This is a genomic window from Flavobacteriaceae bacterium (assembly GCA_014075215.1).
GTDB lineage: Bacteria > Bacteroidota > Bacteroidia > Flavobacteriales > Flavobacteriaceae > Polaribacter.
On record CP046177.1, the window covers coordinates 1,126,853 to 1,147,888 of the forward strand.

Annotated in this window: 8 protein-coding genes and 1 CRISPR repeat array; of the genes, 4 read left to right on the forward strand and 4 right to left on the reverse strand. The window is 41.5% G+C overall.

All coding sequences use genetic code 11. From position 1 onward, the window contains the following. Positions 1-218 precede the first annotated feature (218 nt). From GKR88_05830 to GKR88_05840, 3 genes are all read left to right on the forward strand, one after another. The gene (locus GKR88_05830; GenBank protein ID QMU63857.1) at positions 219-6,704 is read left to right on the forward strand and encodes a hypothetical protein; all 6,486 of its coding nucleotides are present in this window, start codon (positions 219-221) and stop codon (positions 6,702-6,704) included. A 431-nt stretch (positions 6,705-7,135) separates the two neighbouring features. Then, a complete protein-coding gene (locus GKR88_05835; protein QMU63858.1) occupies positions 7,136-11,545 on the forward strand; it encodes a hypothetical protein in 4,410 nt (1,469 codons plus the stop codon). Positions 11,546-11,557: 12 nt separating this feature from the next. After that, entirely contained in the window at positions 11,558-14,623 is a 3,066-nt protein-coding gene (locus GKR88_05840) for a hypothetical protein (protein QMU63859.1), read from the forward strand. 665 nt (positions 14,624-15,288) lie between these two features. Here the strand turns inward: GKR88_05840 and GKR88_05845 are convergent. Both GKR88_05845 and GKR88_05850 read right to left on the reverse strand, forming a co-directional pair. Continuing rightward, positions 15,289-16,242, reverse strand: coding sequence for a carbon-nitrogen hydrolase family protein (locus GKR88_05845; protein ID QMU63860.1), 954 nt, complete (start codon positions 16,240-16,242; stop codon positions 15,289-15,291). 92 nt (positions 16,243-16,334) lie between these two features. Next, on the reverse strand, positions 16,335-17,126 hold the full coding sequence (locus tag GKR88_05850; GenBank protein QMU63861.1) for a DUF2797 domain-containing protein: 792 nt from the start codon (positions 17,124-17,126) through the stop codon (positions 16,335-16,337). Positions 17,127-17,203: 77 nt separating this feature from the next. Here GKR88_05850 and GKR88_05855 point away from each other — a divergent pair, with 77 nt between their 5' ends. Beyond that, entirely contained in the window at positions 17,204-18,712 is a 1,509-nt protein-coding gene (locus tag GKR88_05855) for a hypothetical protein (protein ID QMU63862.1), read from the forward strand. 44 nt (positions 18,713-18,756) lie between these two features. After that, a CRISPR array of direct repeats spans positions 18,757-19,713; the repeat unit is 46 nt; unit sequence GTTGTGAATTGCTTGCAGAATTGTATTTTTACATAGCATTCACAGT. A gap of 69 nt (positions 19,714-19,782) precedes the next feature. Here GKR88_05855 and cas2 read toward each other — a convergent pair. After that, entirely contained in the window at positions 19,783-20,130 is a 348-nt protein-coding gene (gene cas2, locus GKR88_05860) for a CRISPR-associated endonuclease Cas2 (protein ID QMU63863.1), read from the reverse strand. Between the two features lie 7 nt (positions 20,131-20,137). Continuing rightward, positions 20,138-21,034, reverse strand: coding sequence for a type II CRISPR-associated endonuclease Cas1 (gene cas1, locus GKR88_05865; GenBank protein QMU63864.1), 897 nt, complete (start codon positions 21,032-21,034; stop codon positions 20,138-20,140). Between the last annotated feature and the right edge of the window lie 2 nt (positions 21,035-21,036).

The window sequence follows — 21,036 nt, forward strand, 5'->3', positions numbered from 1 at the left end:
TGTAAAAACCTAACTACCGACATCATGACTGTTTTGCAAAAAAGCTTTAAAAGCACTACAGGAGGGGATATTCAAGGACTCCGGCAAGTCATAAGTCAGTCAAAATATCCTACGGTTACCAGCGGTATTTTTGAGATCAATACAAAAAACATCTTAAGAAAAACTTCAATCAGTCCATAATTTCACCTACATATTTATTATAAACTTACCTACCTACCATGACCCCTAAAACACACCTAAAGATTCAATTAAAACTTGAGAACCAACAAACCATCACAGGATTACAAAATGCCGGCTATCAAAATATCTTCGATATTGCAGGCACCAGTAGAATTGCCTTTAAACAAAGCGTAGATTTTTTATCTGCGGAAGAGGCAAAAGTGCTGTACGAAAAAGCCGAGCAACGCGTACACAACCTTCAGGCATTGTTTCGTGCGTATCAACTACGGAACGATCCGGCCATTGCAAATAATCCCAAACTGGCAGTAAACCCAATACTCAAAAGTTTTAACGATGCCCTTGCCCGTTCTTTGGGTAATAATGCTGGATTTGAAGACTTCTTCCCTGAACGTTCCGAAGATGGCTATGCCGATGTCTCATCCATTCAATCGCTGTTTTCTTCGGGCCGTTACCTTACTTCATTGTATTATATTGCTCAAACCTTGCACCCGGCGAGTCATAAGCTAAACATCAACAATCGCAGACCCGACCTGCAAAACCTTATATTGAGTAATGAGCAAATGAACAAAGAGGTCACTTCTTTGGATATTTTACTGGAGGTACTGCAAGGTTCTATGGGCGATCTTCAAGAAACCTATTACCCCGTCAACCTACCGTATGATGACAGCCTTACCCAAATTCGTTCGGTATTGGAAGCGCAGGATATGAACCTGCCTGTTGTCTGGGACATCCTGTATGACCACGAAAAGGAAGCCTTTGATGCTTGTGATATAGTATCCGCTAACCGTTTAGGTCCGAACAACTACGGACGGGAATATCTCAACTTGATGCCTGAAAATTATGATTTTATCATTACGGAACAAGATTCCGGTTATTTGGATGACTTAAAAGCGCTTTATAATGAACCAAATGTAAATAACTTTACTGACTTCCAAGATGCGGTAAGTCCTGTGGATACATTTTGCGCCAAAACAGGCATCACTTTTAACAAGCTCATCGATTTGACAGGGCAGAAAAATTATCGGGCTAGTGGATATGGCCTTTATATCAGCCGTTTTTTAGCCTATAACAAACCAAACCTATCCAATGCTGTAAACATTGAGGAATATGGTTCCAAATACATAGGAATCAGTGATGTAAGAAGACTGTACGTTAAAGAAGATACAGACACTGAACCCAATGAGTTAAAAGTATTTACAGGTACGGAGGGCGAAGAAACCTATCGTAGGGTACAGAAACTGTTACGCCTGGTAAACAGTATGTCCATGGCATACCACGAATTGGACTGGGTGATTCAAAGTCTTAACGAAGGACTTTTGGGCTATTCATCAGACCTTCCTGTTTTGGATGCTACCATTATGGAGGCACTTGGAGAGTTTGTCCGGTTACGGGACCGTTATGCCATTACCGCCGATCAGTTTGCAGCTTTTACAGGTCGGGTAAGTATCTACCACGAAGCTGAAAAGGAGAGTTTCTTTCAGCAATTATTTTCCAATGCAGATCAAAGCCTGATACTTTCCGTGGGAGAAAAACTTATCTTTACCGATACAAGTGCAAAGCAGTTGAATAAAAATGCCATTTTGTGCAGTGCTTTGCAAGTGACCAATGACGAATTGCTGCGTATTGCTACATTTTGCTACGACAAGGATCCCTACGTACAACTTACGGAACAAGAAGCTGCAAAGCTGTATCGTATGGGCTTTATCCCAAGCATGTTGGGCTTATCTTACAGTGAAGCCGAATACTTATGGAGAATGATGTCTCCTGAAGACAACTCCATACTTGATACTATTAAAGACCCGACTGATAGCCAAATTTTCCACATTATCCGGGATACGGAATATATACTCTCCTGGTTGGATCGCAATAAGATACCGATTGTGCAACTGCCTTTTTATATTACTTCCGATTACAGTGCGGTGGCCACACCCAAAATGTTTAATTTCTTGTCAAACTTATTTCATTCGATACCTGTGGCTACAGAGACATTGGACGCGGAAGGGTTGAACGAACAGGCTCTTTACAAGGGCATTGCGGCAGGATATAGCACCTTAAACCTAAAAGCCAATCAAGTACCTTTTATCATCAATTGGATTGAAAACAGTAATGATATATTTACACTGGCTGATTTTTGGAAAAACATATATACCTTGTTTCAATCAGGAGACGCCACCTTTGATGACCTGAACACCGACACCAATAGCGTTTTGATACAACAATGCCAAATTTTAAGCCAATATACCCTGATTACTCAAAAGTGGCGTTTAACGGAACAAGACTTGCATTTATTCAATGCGTCTTCTGATCAGCTACTATCTGCAAGAAATGCGGTGGGTACATTTCCCGCGCCTAGTTTGCCTTTTCTCCTGATGATTTCAAGACTCAAAGAATGGCAGCAACGTCTGGTAGTATCCTCAGACGAGGGCATGCAGTATTTTACAATGGCAAATAAAGCAGATTTAGAGGAACCATCAGAAGTAGAAACGCTACAAAGCTATTTGGCAGAAATCCATGGGTGGGCTACCTACTTGACCACTTCGGTATCTACTGACCTGTTTCCCGATACACAAGTACCTTTCGCCTTTGAAGAGGTATTTACTTTGGAAACATACGTACGCCTTGCCCTACAACTGGAAACCGACGGAACAACTCTGGGAAGTCTGAATCAAATGGCAACAGACAGTTCCGTGGATACAGGGACGGTTGCAGAACATCTGATAGCGGCACATCAATCGGATCAGGTAAAAAGTACTGTAAAAGAGAGACGTAGAGATGCCTATGTGGCGTATTATATTGCTAATTGTGTCCCTGATGCCTATAAAGATCAAATCCAAACTCCGGATGATCTGTATGAATACCTTTTGCTGGATACCCAAATTACGGATGCGGTAACCAGTGCTTCCATAGCAGAAGCCATTGCCAGTCTGCAACTCTATATTCATCGTTGTGTAGAAGGATATGACCCCGAGGTAGATCAAACGGCTATGAGTACCTTGTATGCACCCAATAAGTTTCTGTACAATTGGAATGATTACAACAAACGTTATGCCACCTGGGCGGGTAAAGAACGCTTAGTATACTATGCAGGGAGCTATATAGACCCGACGTTACGTTATGGTAAAACCGAGTTATTTCAGCAACTGGAACAGACCCTCAACCAGGGCAAGCTCAATGAAAATCAGGTACTCCAAGCAGTACAAAAATACCTGGTAGATTATGATGTTTTGGCGCGACTCACCACCATCTCCGGACATAAAAACGGAGATACCGTATTTTTTGTAGGACGTAGCGAAGAAGCACCTTTTCAGTATTACTGGCGAAGTATGAATACCACGGTAGTGGACGATACCGGCAAAACCACAGCCGGCTCCTTGACGGAATGGAAAAAAATAGGAGCCTCCATAGACGAGACCGCCGAATACATCACACCGTTTTGGTATCACGGACGTTTGCATGTCAGTTGGCGCAGCCAAGAGGAGCAACGAAAAGACGATACGGATATAACGGTGTATTTCTTTAATATCTGGTATTTGGACGAAGAAGGCAAATGGCAATCGTATCGTAAGATGGATAATCTGATCAGTGATAGTTTAAAAATTGTAGAACAGCAACGTAAAGACACAGAGGTATCGGGCAGTATGGAAGAAAAATTTCATAAACGCTTCCATCGGGGGCTTGCCATGATTACGGTGGATGACTCGGATCAGTTAGTCCTTTGTGACAAAGCAGGACTGGGCTTTGAACTAAATGATGAGTTTAAAGTAACCCAAATGAGACCCAAACCAGTAAAGATTGTCGGAGAAGAAAGTCTATGGAGTCAAGCTCCTATTCAATATGATAGTTTTAAATTCTATCAGGAGGCTCAAAATGCTAAAGTTAGTCAATGTATTGTCGATGGTTGTCTGTTTAATTCCTTGGTATTATCATCTGGGGGTATTACAAAAGTTGAAACGAAAAAAGACGGTTATGGTATCTTGTTTTCGTTGCAAGATTCAGAAGCCAGTTACGCATTTATTGGAGATTTTATAGAGGAGTATGAGGGAAGTAAATATTTTTTAAATTGGTATGGATCAGGAAAGTACAGAGAGCAATATATGAATGGAAATTTATCAGCTACCTACTCTGGTTACCTACAAGGAAACTTTACTTTGTATTCAGATACGAATTATTCTCAACCCCAAAACGTCAACCTAACCGCTCCAAAACTTCCCCCTTCTATACTGGCATTGGGAATCAGTAGCTTGTTTAACTACGATACCCAAACCGATCTTACCGATGATTTTGGGGAAGACATCTTTAACTGCTCTTACGGCATCTATATCTGGGAACTCTTTTTCCATTTACCGTTTTTAATTGCCAACCGCTTTGCCACCGAACAACGTTTTGAAGAAGCCGAAGCATGGTACAAATACATTTTCTCCAGTACAGGCTATCGGGATGAAGATGGCAATCTACAGACAGACGGCAATGGAAATCCTCGCTATTGGAATGTCATCCCCTTACAGGAAGATACGAGTTGGAACAGCGAGATTCCGGAAACCACCGATCCGGATGTGATTGCCATGAACGATCCCATGCAGTACAAACTGGCCATCTTTCAACACACCATTCAACTCTTGATCGATCGGGGAGATGCCGCCTATCGTCAATTGGAACGAGACACACTGGTAGAAGCCAAGATGTTTTACATTCAGGCAAGTCAACTAATGGGACCTTATCCTGAAATCCGTATCAACAACAGTTGGTCCAATCCCACATTGTCTGAGGAGGCTGGTAATATTACTGAACCCTCAAGTGCTACAGACCTTACGCTGGTAGTGTCTTTTCAAGCCAGTCTAAGCGAACAGTACGGTCATTTTCTACCTCCTTACAACGAAGACCTGCTAATCTATTGGGATACACTAGAGTTGCGACTTTACAACCTACGTCATGGTTTGACCATAGACGGGCAACCCATGTCATTGCCCCTATATGCTACCCCTGTATCACCCAAAGACTTACAAGTACGACAAGTCTCAGGAGATGGTTTTGGAAGTAGTACGGGAGGTACCGGGCTACTGAGCGAATATCGCTTCTCCATACTGATTGAAAAGGCACGAACCGCCGTTTCTGCCCTGATGCAGTTTGGAAGCAGCCTCTTAACTGCTATCGAAAAACAAGATAATGAAGCCCTGACCCTGTTAATGCAAACCCAGCAAAATGCCATCACAAAACAACAAATTGAGATTCAGCAAAACAACTTAAATGCCATTGGGTATAGTATTGACAACACTACGGAAGCCAAAAACGGTGCCGAAAATCGCAAAACTCATTATACCAACTTGGTAAACAATTGGATCTCTACGGGAGAACAAGCTGCTTTGGGATTGCGTTCTACGGCAGCAGCACTCAATATTGCTTCTTCAATCTCCGAATCCATTGCAGGCGGTGCAGATACCGTACCCAATGTGTATGGTTTTGCCGTAGGAGGTTCCAAATACGGTGCCATTCCAAGGTCTATTGCCAAAGGGATGCAATTAACAGCTATGGCAACGGAACAATCCGCTGTTATTACCGATATCACCGAAAACTATCGAAGAAGACGTGAAGACTGGATGTTGCAGAAAGACATTGCCGAAAACGAAATTGCGCAGTTGGATGCCCAGCTGGAAAATTTGGAAGAACAACGATTGATGGCGCAAAAACAACTCACACTGGCCGAAACGGAAGCCGCCAATGCCCAAGCCCTTTATGAATTTCAAACTACCAAATTTACCGGACAGGAATTGTATAACTGGATAGTAGGCCGCTTGTCATCCTTGTATTACCAATTGTACGATGCAACACTACCTATCTGTATCATGTGCAAAGAAGCACTCATCAAAGAAACAAGCACAGACAAAGCTACCAGTGCCTTTACCACTCCTGCATGGAATGATTTGTACCAAGGGCTATTGGCAGGAGAAAGTTTACAATTGGAATTGCAAAAACTCGATCGATTGTGGTTAGAAGAAAGCAAACGAGGATTAGAGGCTACCAAAACCGTTTCCGTAGATCAAATCTGTAGAAGCAACGATACTACTTTAGTTGCTGAAATTCAAAAATTGATCAATGGTGAGGAACTTACTCCCATAGAAGGTTTAGAACTTGCATTGTCAACAGATGAAAATCCAATTTTTACAGCAACCATTACACTAAACCTATTAAGTCTTGGTAGTTCTTACAATACCACAGGGAATCGGGTGATCAAAAATGTAGCCATTAGTTTACCTGCTCTTCTGGGACCTTATCAAGATGTAGAAGCTACCCTTATGGATAACAACGGAAACTTTGTGACCCTATCTCATGGGCAAAACGACAGTGGAATGTGGGTACTCAACTACAATGACGAACGCTTTTTGCCTTTTGAAGGGGTGGATCCCACAGCAGAGAATAGCACCCTTGGTTTTAACGTGTTTAACGTAGGCGAAGATCAAGCTCAGGAAGCTTTATTCAAAAGCATTAGTGATGTCGTGTTCCATATTGATTATAATATTTTTATATAATGGAGTTGAAAAGTTTGGAAAGTTATAAAGTTGGAAAGTTCAAAGTGGAAAGTGGGAAGTGGGAAGCCAAATGATGACTGAGGATTTATGATGAGCTTAGTCGAACTATCTCGAAATCATCTTTAATGAAAATATATTTACTGGACATGAAGCAATAGTTTAACAATAAAACAGTCTTATATTTCATTTTGGAAAGTTGAGGTTTTAAAGAAAATAGAGATGAGAGGTGAGAGATTAGAAATGAGGATTTTGAAAATGTATTTACGAATTTCAAAATAGCAATTGAACTACAAAACAGTCTTACGTCAAAAAGCCCTACTTCTTACTTAATGAATAAATCAAGATGAACAAATACCTACTATATACTTAATACTACATACTTAATACTTAATACTTAATACTCAATACTAAGTACTAAAAAAACACTCCCTATGCAACAACAATCACAAAAAGGTGTAAAAACCGTCTCTAGTGTTTTACCCAAAGGAGGAGGCACCATCCAGGGTATGGGCGAAGCGTTGAGTGGCATCGGTTCTGATGGCATGGCTCATTATACTTTACCCCTGCCTGTTTCTTCCGGGCGTGGTGTTGCACCTCAGTTAAGCCTTTCATATACAAGCGGTAATGGAAACAGTCCGTTCGGATTGGGTTGGCAGTTGCCGCTTCTTGCCATACGGCGCCAAACCAACAAAGGTACTCCTCAGTATGCTGGCAACGATCATTTTATAGGTACTGAAGGCGAAGTTTTGGTGATGGAACTGGATACAGACGGAAATCCGCTGACAGACCAAAAAGACACATTGCAAGGTAGCTCTTTGGCAGACACCTACACCGTTACCCGATACCGTCCCAGAATAGAAAGTAGTTTTCATTGCCTTGAATATTGGCTATCATCCAATGCTACAGACGCCTTTTGGCTGTTATATGCCTCCGACGGCAACCAACACCTGTTAGGGAAAAACAGTCACACACGCATTACCAATCCTGGTGAGTCCAATCAAATTGCCGAGTGGCTGATAGAAGAAACCCTTACCCCTACACAGGAACATATTTATTACCAATATCAGGCAGAAGACGACACCGGGCTTGAAGAGAATGATCGAACGGATACTGCTCAACGTTACATTAGTACGGTATATTATGGGAACAAAACCCCACAAAGCACTTTTTATGCACTGGAGGCCTCCGGTATTTCGGAAGACGACTGGCTCTTTATGGTGGTGTTTGACTATGGTGAGCGCAATGCCACGGATCTACCCGCATTTGACACATCAGGCAATTGGACAAAACGCTCCGATCCGTTTTCTACCTTTCATTACGGATTTGAAGTACGCAGCTATCGCCTGTGCCGCCAGGTACTGCTGTTTCATAGAATTGAGGAACTGGCAGGGGCAGCTACCGGATCGGAATCGCCCACATTGATTACCGCACTTAGACTTTGCTATGATGAAAGCCCCGTCGTTTCCTGTTTGGCCATGGCGGAGCAATCGGCATGGGAAACAGACGGTTCTCAGGTATTGCTTCCTCCTCTGGAATTCGATTACCGGGATTATTCCATTAACACAGATGCAACTACATGGGAAGAATTGGAAGGCTTTACGGGGATAGATAATGGTACAAACTATCAACTGGTAGACCTCTATGGAGAAGGCATTCCGGGCATTTTATACCGAGATGGAAAAGGCTGGCAGTACCGTTCCGTGGAACGTTCCGATGCTTCCAAAGACAATGACTCCAACGCGGTACAGTATGGAGCTACCGAGTGGTTGCGGCAAATCCCCACACTCCGGGAAGGAGGAACCTTGATGGATTTGAACGGAGACGGAAAACTCAACTGGGTCATAAGCCAACATAGCTATGCAGGGTACTACAGCAGCAACCCGGATCATACGTGGACATCCTTTACCCCGTTGTCTGCCATACCCGTTGAATTTGCATATCCTAATGTACAACTGGGCAATATGGCGGGTGCCGGTTTTCCCGATGTGGCTTTGATCGGCCCGGAAAGCGTTCGTTGGTACCCCAACAAACGTGACGGTTTTGGTGCTGCCATCACCGTATTACACGATGGTGAAGCGTTGCCGGCCTTTGATGCCAATCAGCATGAACTGGTAGCCTTTGCTGACGTACTGGGTTCGGGACAACAACATTTGGTACGCGTCACACAAGATGGCGTGGAATGCTTTCCGAATCTTGGACACGGCCGCTTTGGAGAAGCCATCAGCATTCCGGGGTTTCAGTTAGGCGAAGGCATCGCCTTTCAGCCTCATCGTGTCCATTTTGCCGATTTGGATGGATCCGGAGCTATGGACATCTTATATGCAACTTCTGATGCCTTGCTTTGTTTTACCAATCAAAGCGGCAATGGTTTTGATACTCCCATCGCAATTCCCTTCCCCGAAGGCATACATTTTGACGATACCTGCCGTCTCAGTATTGGCGATATGCAAGGATTGGGCATCAGCAGTATTTTATTCAGTATTCCACATATCGTACCACGTCATTTCCAACTCAATCCGGTAACAGCAAAGCCTTATCTGCTTACTGAGATCAACAACAACAGAGGGGGTGCCTATACATTACAATACCGCAGTTCGGTACAATTTTGGCTGGATGAAAAAGCAAGGGGTAACCAAACAGTGAGTTTTTTACCATTTCCCGTACATCTGGTGGCAGAAATTCAAACCCTGGATGAGATTACAGGAAACCGGTTGACTCAAACCGCTGGCTACTATCACGGATTTTACGATGGTGTAGAAAGAGAATTCCGAGGCTTTGGCCGGGTAGATATCACAGATACGAATGACAACGCTGCCGGCACACAAGACGAAGTAACTTCCTTTCCAAGTCTTACGAAAAGTTGGTATCATACAGGCCAACAAGAAGACGAATCCCGATATACAGCAGCCTACTGGCAAGGCGATGACGATGCATATACATTAGGGAGTACCTACCTGACCGAATTTAATACCGAAGATATACCTTTAACAGATGAATCCAACTCCTATTGGCTGTTTAGAGCCTTAAAAGGCAGTCCTTTACGTACAGAAGTATATGGTTTGGATGGATCAGCAGCACAAGAAAACCCCTACACTGTACAAAGCTTTCGTTATCAGGTACGCCTCGTTCAGAATGCTTCCGACAGTCCATCGCAAGCTCCGGTGGTGGTACCTTTCACCTTAGAACAACTCAGCTACCATTACGAACGTATTCCGGAAGATCCGAAATGTACACAACAAATACAAGTACAAACGGATGCCTGCGGATTTCCGTTACAACAGATTGCCATTCAATATCCCAGAAGATCGAAGCCCGGTACCAACCCATATCCAAGTGTAGTACCACAAAGTGCCTGGAGTAGCAGTTATGATGCACAACAGAATGTGTTACGCATTACCGAAACATTGAGTGCAGTCAATCACATTACCGATATTGAGAATGAGCAATGGCGATTGGGATTGCCCACAGAACAACGGGTTAATATGTTACACCCGGATGCATCAGGTTCGATCAGCTTTGAATCGGTAACGGATATATTGGGTGCAGACGCTGAGCGAATTTATGCCGGACAGCAGAAAACCTATTATACCGAACCCGATTCGGAAGACATCAATGAAACCCCTACCATACTGGGATTGGTAGCCTGTACCGAAACTGCTGAGTTTGACGATCAGGCACTCACCGCTTTTGATAACGTACTTAGCACAGAGGCACTTGAAGATAAATTAACTGATGGCGGCTATCAAAAAACACCACGACTACTGTCGTATGGTGATGAAGAAGACGTCTGGGCAGCTCAACTGGGATTTACAAAATACGCAGCTCAAAGTGGATTTTGTCGCCCCGTTGAAACCCGGAATTCCCAACTTGTCGGACGTACAACGCTCGTTTATGACACCTACACCTGTGCTGTCATTCAATCAGACGACCCCATGGGTAACAGCGAAAATATGGAGTATAACTATCGTTTCTTAGTACCTTGTAAACAAATAGACATACACGGCAATGTACACCTGGTGGAATTGGATGCTTTGGGAAGAGTCACTGCCTCTCGGTTTTGGGGAATGGAAAATGGAAGCAATGTAGGATTCCCTACACCTGATGATCAACCTTTTGCACCCCCTGTAACCATTCAAGATGCTGTTGACTTAGAAGACAATATTCCTGTGGCAGGATTTGCCGTATACGATCCTTTTAGTTGGATGCCTGAATTTGACCTTAGCAAGATACCCGAAGCATTAGTTCAAGAACTCAATGCTACCAACGTACTCACAGTACAAGGCAGGCAATGCCGTCTCGCCTCCAGGCGTTGGCTTCGCAGAGGTGGTACTGTTGAACAATTAAAGGAATTGGAATCTGACAATCCACCTGAACCGCCACACACCATTCAGGTAAATGCGGATGCCTATTTTGAGGATACGAACCAACAATTACAAAAGCAAGTAGTTTTTAGTGATGGATTCGGCCGTACTTTACAGGCAAGTCAAAAAGTAGAAACGGGTACTGCTTACGTTCGCCTGCCCACAGGGAATTTACAAGTGGGTGATGACGATCAAGCTGTTCAGGAGGAATCCGACGAACGCTGGGCAGTAACCGGCAAAACCGAATACGACAACAAGGGACAAGCGATTCGAAGCTACCAGCCCTATTTTTTAAATAGTTGGCAGTATGTTATTGATGACAGTACTCGTGAAGATATGTATGCCGACGTTCATCTCTATGATCCGACTGGGCGAGAATACAAGGTGGTGACTGCCAAGGGCTATGAAAAGCGCGTTCACTTTTTTCCCTGGTTTAACGTTTCCGAAGACGAAAATGACACGTTTAACCCCGAATCATAATACAATCAATTTATGACAACTAACACCAACATACACGCCAACACCCCTACCATTTCGGTAACAGATAATCGTGGATTGGGAATTCGACAATTGGTCTATTATCGAAAAGATGTAAATACTGACCCCGAAGAACGTATCAGCTTTACCCAATACAATGCATTGGGCCATCAGCAAAATATACAGGATGCTCGTCTGACGAGCCCTAACTTTCAGTATATCAATTCGCTTAGTGGTCAGGTATTAAAAACCGAAGGGGTAGATAATGGCTCACTTGTTCAGCTATCCGATATCGAAGGGCGTCCACTATGGCAACAAGACGGACGGGATACCATACAACGTTTTGAATATGAAGAAGGAGGTTTGGGACGCATTACCACTATGATAGAACACAGTAGCGGAGATACCGAACAAATTAGAGAACGTTTTGTCTATGATGACAATGCCACAGCTGGCTACAATCTACAAAGTCAACTCGTAAAGCATTACGATACTGCCGGACTGCTAACCATAGAAAGTCGTTCTATCAGCGGTCAAACATTACAGCAAAGCCGAAACCTGCTCAAGAATCTCTCTCAAGAAACTGATTGGCAAGGAGACGAAACAAATTGGGAATCATTATTAGATATCTCCACAACCTATACCACAGAAGAAACCTACGATGTACTGGATAACCCGCTCAACTTGTCAGATGCCAAAGACAACTTACGGGAAATGACGTACAACATAGCCGGACAATTGAAAAGTACTTCGTTGACTCCAAAAAATGGCTCAAAAACAACCGTTTTGGAAAGCATTTCCTATAGTCCAGCCGGTCAGGTACTGCAAGAAAACGCAGGCAACGGAGTCCGTACCGGCTACCAATACGAACCCGAAACGCAACGGTTGATTCGACTTTCAGCAATGAGACCAGACACTGATGAAGGATCTTTTGATACCCTTCAGGACTTTTCCTATACCTACGATCCTGTGGGTAACATTACCTCCGTTAAAGACGAAGCCGTTGCTACGAGTTACTATAAAAATCAACAAATAGATGCGCTACGTACCTTTACATATGATACGATTTATCAACTGACACAAGCAACAGGCAGGGAAAATGACTCTAACAGTACATCTTCAGTCATCCCTGATGATCCTACTATTCCGATCAATACCAATCAAATGGTGAATTATACCCGGAACTACGCTTACGATGCCGGAGGAAACTTGGAACAAATCAAACATACCGGAGCTGCTTCTTATACCACCAACATCTTGGTTTCAGGTACTTCCAACCGTGCCATAAAAGATTGGGAAACCGGGCAAACCGATATAGAAGGGCAATTTGATGCCAATGGCAACCTATTAGCCTTGCAACCGGGTCAACCATTGCAATGGAATAAACGCAATCAATTGGAATCAGTCACCATTATTGAACGAGAGGGAGATACCAATGATGCGGAATATTACCGCTATACAGGTGATGGCATGCGGTTGGTAAAGTATGCAGAACAATTGGCTTCCGGAAGTACAACCAGTCAACAGGTCATCTACTTGCCTGGTTTGGAATTGCGCATCAAGAAAAACGGAGCTACAGTAAAAGAAGAACTGCATGTATTAACCATGGAAAAGGCAGGACGTGCCGGAGTACGAATGTTGCACTGGGAATCGGGGAAACCCACAGATATTACAGACGATCAGGTACGCTATAGCTTTGACGATCATCTGGGATCTTCGTTATTGGAATTGGATGAAGATGCAGAAGTTATTAGCCAGGAAGAGTATTTTCCTTACGGAGGTACAGCGGTATGGGCTGCCAGAAGCCAAGTAGAAGCAGATTACAAAACCATCAAATACTCGGGTAAGGAACGGGATACTACCGGACTCTACTATTATGGGTATCGTTACTACCAGTCCTGGATAGGCAGGTGGTTGAATACAGACCCTGAGGAAAGTGCGGATGGATTGAATTTATATCGAATGGTTCAAAACAATCCCGTTACGCTGGTTGATCCTGATGGCACTCGTTCGTATCGTTTTTATACCGCCGTTGAAGCGACATTGGAATTTATGCAGGAACAAGACTCCGCAGCAGATGCAATTCGGCGTGGTTCACGTCTAACCTATTTAAAGGCGGCTGGAAAAAGCTTGGCAAAAGGTATTTTCACCTCCTCGTTACAGGGAAATCCTCTTCCCTTTCTATATAGATTTGTGCCTACCCTTACTTTTCTTGGTATTGCCATCCTCGGACCAGAACGATTTGGTAAATGGATGATTGGTAAGATGCAAAAATACCTAAGTAAAATCGCAGCAAGACACCCGTACATTACTGGTGCTGCCCTGGGAGGTATTACTGCCACAGCGTTTGGTGGCGATACAGCTATTGGAGCTGCGGTAGGTACAGGTGCGGGTATGATAGAATCTGCACTGGGGCGTCCTGAACATACTACTCTGTCAGCACCTGCAGGTGGTATGGCAGTAGGTATTGCCAATCAACACGGAGCAACGCGAATGGGACGTTTGGGTGCCGGTATTGGCGGAGCGATCGGTGGTTTGATAGCAAGTAATTCAGGGGAAGCATCGCGAGCGGGTTACTGGGCTGGTATCGGAGGTGCATTAGGCTCACAACTGGGAAGAAGATTGGATAATCTGGTTAGGATAGGTAATATTGGTAGGATAGCCGCTCGATTGACAGGTTCAACGCGCTTGCGATTGCTTAGTATGATATTACGCCACGTACCACAAAATACAGGTACTGCTGAAGCCAGCCTCTCTATAGGTGGTGGTATTGCCGGTGGCGTAGGAGGAGTCGTTGGACCAGGTTCGGTAACTGGTGGTATTATTGCTGGCGCGGCGTCAGTTTTATTGGGTGGTGCAGCATTGTCAAGTGGCTTGGCATTAGGTGCAGCAGTCACAGCTCTTGGTCATATCACAGGTGTGGGATCGACCATGGATGATACTGTGAGCAGTTTGGCAAGCAGTGGAATACACGCATTACGTCAAAGTAGTACTGTGATGTCTTGGGCAAGATGGGGTACTGCAAGAGCTGTGGGGAGTAGTGCCTTTAGTGCCTTACGTAGTTATTTTTCTCCTGTTTAATATATCGTAGGATTTTTACAGGGTATACGACAAATTTCACTAAGCTATTTAATAACAAAATGAATATTTAAACAGTATGCTGATGACTAAGTAGGTCTATGGTATTAGCAAATAGGATTGTAGATTGACCTTATTTGTTTTTTTGCTATTCAGGCGTATGTATTTTGTTGAAGTTCTGAGGTAGTAGTTCGGTTAGTTTAGAGACCTTATAGTCCGCATGCTGATGGGCCATTAGGTATTTCCCACTGATGCTTTGCGTACAGGGAATAGAACTGAGAGACCTTTGCAAAATAGTGATATATTCCGTATTTGATTTCAAATTTCTTCCTTCTCGAAAATTTTAAATCCTCAAAACCAACAGGTTATTCCGGTTGAAAATTTTCTTCGGGCATCGAACTTTTTTGTCAAATCAATTTTTCAAAGGTCTCACTGAATTAATAATAGATACCTACTTGCTCAGCGGGATACGTATACTCTGGTTTTTCGGATTTAATGCGTACATTACAAATGGGTAACATACCATATATGGTGTGGTATTTACCCCTTCATTGCCTGTCAATGTTTCCTGCTTACAATCAAAAATGAGAAAAACAGATAGAAGTACTGTCAAATAATAAGATTGCTTTGCACTTTTGGTATTTTCCCCTGTGAGAACCACTGTTTATTTACTCAAATTGTACCGTACTTTGACGTTCTCTGTTTACCTGTAACTTTGTTACATCCGGCCTTGAATAATGACCGGCTACGTCAAAGTTTTGACACTCTTGCAATACTTTGGAAAAATCCAGTGTTTCATAGAGCAATCCTGCCTTTCCGACAACCGGTTCCAGAATCCATTCACCATCGGGCCCTGCAATACACGAACCTCCGTTTGCTAAAATTTCAGGGGCATTTTCTATAATCTTATCTGCATGCGGGGTATTGGAAGGTACATCATTTTTCGACATTAAACCCGACACGGAAATAACATAAGAACGAGATTCTCTTGCAATAAAACGCGTAATGTCTTTGGTATTATGATCACTTCCCGGCCAAACGGCAATATGTACGTTTTCCCCCAAACCGTACAGTGCCGCCCGGGGCAGTGGCATCCAGTTTTCCCAGCAATTCAATCCTCCTACGGTAAAATTTTTCAGTGCGTGTACCTGTAGGCCATTTCCGTCGCCGGAGGCCCAAGTCAGTCTTTCTTCATAAGTGGGTTGTAATTTTCTATGTACGGATTGAATGGTTCCGTTCCGATCTATATACACTAGAGAAGCATAGATACTATGTCCGCCTCTATCAGTTGCACGTTCTATAATTCCCAAATAAACAACGAGCCGGTTTTCTTTTGCCAACCGGCAAATAGAATCCAACTCTCCTTTTCCAATAATAACAGCATTTTGTATATAATGTGCGTGCACTTCTTTTTGCACTGTTGCGTTAAACTGCGCTCCGTTTGTCAATGCTATCCAAAAAGGATATCCGGGCAATAAAGCTTCTCCAAAAACAATCAGTTCCGCATTTTCTTTTACTGCTTCTTTCATTGCGTTTTCAATTTTTTGAATGGTTTGTTCTTTGTGTAGCCAAACCGGAGCTATTTGTGCCAAGGCAACTTTTAAAAAATCAGAATCGGACATCTTTAAGTGATAAAGTTAAAAGCGATACCATTTCAAAACAATTCTCAAATTAATTCATCGCTACATCAGTTCATTGTTACATTAATTCATTGTTACATTTTCAAATTAATCACAAGCCCTTCATTAGCTCTTATATTAAAAACCGTTTGGTCTTCAAAAATCAAGTACTGTCCTTTCATCCCAACTAATTTTCCCGTATATGTTTGCTCTTTAACCAAATTTAAACTTTTAGGTTTTTCCGGATATTGATGTACCGGAAAATGAAGTTCGATTTCCGTATTATTTTCAATAATGTACTCTTGAGCCTCTTCGGGGATAAAAGGTCGTAATTTTTGTTGCCAATCTGCTAAGTTAACATCTTTCGTATCATTTCGTAACATTTTTCTCCAATTTGTTTTATCCGCGACATGTTCTTTTAAAGCTACCTCTGTGATACCGGCCAAATACCTGTTTGGAGCTTCTACAATTTCCATAGCTTCGTGTGCTCCTTGGTCTATCCATCTTGTGGGGATTTGTGTTTTTCTTGTTACCCCTACTTTTACATTACTGGAATTAGCTAAATATACAACATGAGGCTGTAGTTGCACTGATTTTTCATATGCCAGATCTCTATCCTCTATATCCAAATGCGCGGTACTTAATTCGGGTTTCATAATCCAATCTCCCGCATCAGGAGTTTCAAAAAAACAAGTTTTACAAAACCCTTGTCTGTATATCTCTCTTTCCAGATGGCAATGTAAACATTCGTACGTAATAAAACGCATTTTTATATGGCTGCCCAGTAACTGATTCATGTTTAAAAAATCAGTTTTCATATCTAAATAATATTGAATCTCAGCACCATTTTCCGCTGCCATTTTTTTTAATACTCCCTGATATTCCATATAAAAGATTTTACTATTTTTAGCTTCGTAAAATGCTATAACAAACTTAGCATAAAATTATAGTAACTAAATAAAAAATGCCAGTTCCTTTTGTAAATTCTATCATTTCCTGGTTTCTTAAAAAAAGAAAGCATCAAATAGAATTATTTATTAAATCCCCTAATGATGTACAACAAGAATTGTTGTCGGGTTTAATAGATCGGGCAAAAAATACGGAATTTGGTAAACAATATGATTATGCTTCAATGAAAGGCTATGTCGATTTTGCCGGTAGCGTACCTGTTCAGCAATATGAAAGTATAGAACCTCTGATTGAACGTTGTAGAAAAGGTGAGCAGCATCTTTTTTGGCCAACGCCTATTAAGTGGTTTGCAAAGTCCAGCGGAACCACTAATGCAAAAAGTAAATTTATTCCCGTAAGCGATGAAGCCATTGAATATTGTCATTTGAAAGCAGGGAAAGATATGTTGTGTTTGTATATTAACAGCAATGAAGATGCAAAACTTTTTACCGGAAAAGGACTGCGGTTAGGTGGCAGTTCTGCAATTTATAAGGATAACAATTCTTATTTTGGAGATTTATCAGCCATTATTATAGAGAATATGCCTTTTTGGGCCGACTTTAGTTCGGCACCAAGTCAGGAAACAGCATTGATGAGTGAGTGGGAAGCTAAAATGGAAGCCATTGTGAATGAAACGATACATGAGAATATTACAAGCTTGGTAGGGGTTCCTTCCTGGATGCTGGTTTTGCTAAACAGGGTATTGAAAAAAACGGGGAAAAATAATATTTTGGAAGTTTGGCCAAATCTGGAAGTATATTTTCACGGAGGTGTAAACTTTAGCCCCTATAGAGAGCAGTATTATAAATTGATTCCGAAAAAAGATTTTAGGTATTATGAAATTTACAATGCTTCCGAAGGGTTCTTTGCTATTCAGGACAGAAATACCTCTGACGAGTTACTGTTGATGTTAGATTACGGTATTTTTTATGAGTTTATTCCCATGAGTGCCTATGACGGTGAAAACTCAGATGCGATTCCATTATCAGAAGTAAAAGAGAATATCAATTATGCAGTGGTGATTACTACCAATAGCGGGCTTTGGCGCTACTTAGTTGGAGATACCGTAAAATTTACTTCCTTACGCCCGCATCGTATAAAAATAACGGGGCGTACCAAGCATTTCATCAATGTTTTTGGGGAAGAGCTGATTATTGAAAATGCCGAAGAAGCATTAAAACAGGCTTGTAAAAAGACCAATGCTTCCATTACGGATTATACGGTGGCTCCTGTTTTTATGAAAGATGATCGGGAAGGGGGGCATGAATGGCTGATTGAATTTAATGAAACGCCGGAAAACATGGCTTATTTTACCGAAGCGTTAGACAATGCTTTACAGGCTGTTAACTCTGACTATAAAGCAAAACGTTATCAAAACATGACATTGGCAATGCCTGTAATTCATCAAGCAAAAACGGGGTTGTTTTACTCCTGGTTAGAACAGAAAGGAAAATTAGGAGGACAACACAAAGTGCCGAGATTATCTAACAAACGCGATTTTATTGAAGAGTTGTTGCGGTTGTAAAAGGTTATATATCGTTCTTTAAAAACCTCTCTTCAAGACAGGAGGTTGTGAATTGCTTGCAGAATTGTATTTTTACATAGCATTCACAGTAATTACAAAATAAATAAGTCCGGCTAATGCGTTGTGAATTGCTTGCAGAATTGTATTTTTACATAGCATTCACAGTCCTGCTTCTTTTAGCATTTTCATTTGTCCTGTTGTGAATTGCTTGCAGAATTGTATTTTTACATAGCATTCACAGTCAAGTTCCTTAACTAAATCAGATTTGGAGAGTTGTGAATTGCTTGCAGAATTGTATTTTTACATAGCATTCACAGTTGAAGATTTAAAAACCAATTACGGGTATAAGTTGTGAATTGCTTGCAGAATTGTATTTTTACATAGCATTCACAGTACTATGGAATACACAAAATCCTACTTAAAGTTGTGAATTGCTTGCAGAATTGTATTTTTACATAGCATTCACAGTTATTGGCAGAAAATACTACTGGAATTAACGGTTGTGAATTGCTTGCAGAATTGTATTTTTACATAGCATTCACAGTTAGGATCTAATTCAATCTCAGAAACAACTTGTTGTGAATTGCTTGCAGAATTGTATTTTTACATAGCATTCACAGTCCATTATATATAATTTATAAAAGTATATGCGTTGTGAATTGCTTGCAGAATTGTATTTTTACATAGCATTCACAGTAAACATCTACTTGATGTATGATGGGAGTTAGTTGTGAATTGCTTGCAGAATTGTATTTTTACATAGCATTCACAGTGAGTGTTATTGACAATATCATCGCGACAATGTTGTGAATTGCTTGCAGAATTGTATTTTTACATAGCATTCACAGTAAAACTCGGTGATTTAGCAAAAACAGGATTGTTGTGAATTGCTTGCAGAATTGTATTTTTACATAGCATTCACAGTATTTAGGTGGTGATGTTTTGAGCCATCAAAGTTGTGAATTGCTTGCAGAATTGTATTTTTACATAGCATTCACAGTTTATCAGAGGTTAATTCTCTGATATACTGGATGTTATTTTTAAAATTAAATAAAAAAACAATAGCGGGTTTAGAATAATTCTAATTGTTGAGCAGGTTTTTCTAATGCTGTAGGTTTTTTTCCGTAAAAGAGTTGTATCATTCCAAATTGCTTATCCGTAATTTGTAGTATTCCTACTTTCCCATATTCCGGTAAACTTCGTTTTACTCGCTTGGTATGTACTTCGGCATTTTCTCTACTGGCGCAAAAGCGCATATAAATTGAAAACTGAAACATTGTAAATCCGTCAGTCAGGAGCTTCTTTCGAAAATTCCCGGCCGCTTTTCTGTCTTTTTTTGTTTCCGTCGGAAGGTCAAAGAATACCAAAACCCACATACTTCTATATTGGTTTAATCGTGAAAAATAATTCGTTCCCATATTTTATTTATTCAAATATCGGATATAACAATTTCCTGCTTACACCTGTAAAGCAATCATATAAAGAATTGGTAGTTCTGCTCATAGCGACCATCAGGAGACTTTTCTTCCCATCAATTACAACATCCGTAACGGGCAATTTCAATAATTGCGTTTTTAACGATGTATCCAATTCATGATAAGGATTTCCGGATTGTAAAATATTGTCAACCAATACATCCACATAAATGCGGTAAGGCTCCATAATATCATCAGCCAGACAAAACGCATTATATTTATTACGATGAAATATGCCAATTGCAGGTAACATTCCCGATCCGGTCAAAGCTCTGGCTGTAATGGCTCTTAAAATGGCATAACCGTAATTGAGCAAATTGTTTGGAGGTTCGCCTTGTGCATATCTGATAAACCCGTCTATTCCAAAAATATGCTTCCAATAATACACGGCAGCTCTACTTTCATGATTCTCAATGTCTCCGCTTTTAACTTCAGTTACCCATTTAAATAATTTCCTGGCCGGAATGTGTTTCTTAACAAGGAAATTAGCCTGATTTAAAATTTTTGCACTAATGGTTTGTTGCCAAAGATTCTTTTTTAAAGGCAAACTGGCATTTAATTGATACTTCATACGTTCCGTTTGCTCACTATGCCCAACCAGAGGTTGCTGCAAACTAACAGGTAAGTGGAACTCATCGCAACTGATAACTGCTGCTTTGTTTTTGATCAGTTTACTTAAAAGCCCGTTTGTAATGTTAATTTGCGGGTGTTCAATGACTACTATTCCAATATCTTCTATAGGAATGGTTTTAACAGGTTTTTCTTCCCCGGGGTAGCATATAACCAACTGTTGATTTTTGGTACTTAAATAGGTTGGGTTTCCAAAAAATAAAGTTCGCTTTATCATCC

Bases quoted from the DNA above. Each gene is read 5' to 3' on its own strand.
- GKR88_05840 (QMU63859.1), top strand. From the start codon at position 11,558: ATGACAACTAACACCAACATACACGCCAACACCCCTACCATTTCGGTA.
- GKR88_05845 (QMU63860.1), bottom strand. From the start codon at position 16,242: ATGTCCGATTCTGATTTTTTAAAAGTTGCCTTGGCACAAATAGCTCCG.
- cas1 (QMU63864.1), bottom strand. From the start codon at position 21,034: ATGATAAAGCGAACTTTATTTTTTGGAAACCCAACCTATTTAAGTACC.
- GKR88_05855 (QMU63862.1), top strand. From the start codon at position 17,204: ATGCCAGTTCCTTTTGTAAATTCTATCATTTCCTGGTTTCTTAAAAAA.
- GKR88_05830 (QMU63857.1), top strand. From the start codon at position 219: ATGACCCCTAAAACACACCTAAAGATTCAATTAAAACTTGAGAACCAA.
- cas2 (QMU63863.1), bottom strand. From the start codon at position 20,130: ATGGGAACGAATTATTTTTCACGATTAAACCAATATAGAAGTATGTGG.
- GKR88_05835 (QMU63858.1), top strand. From the start codon at position 7,136: ATGCAACAACAATCACAAAAAGGTGTAAAAACCGTCTCTAGTGTTTTA.
- GKR88_05850 (QMU63861.1), bottom strand. From the start codon at position 17,126: ATGGAATATCAGGGAGTATTAAAAAAAATGGCAGCGGAAAATGGTGCT.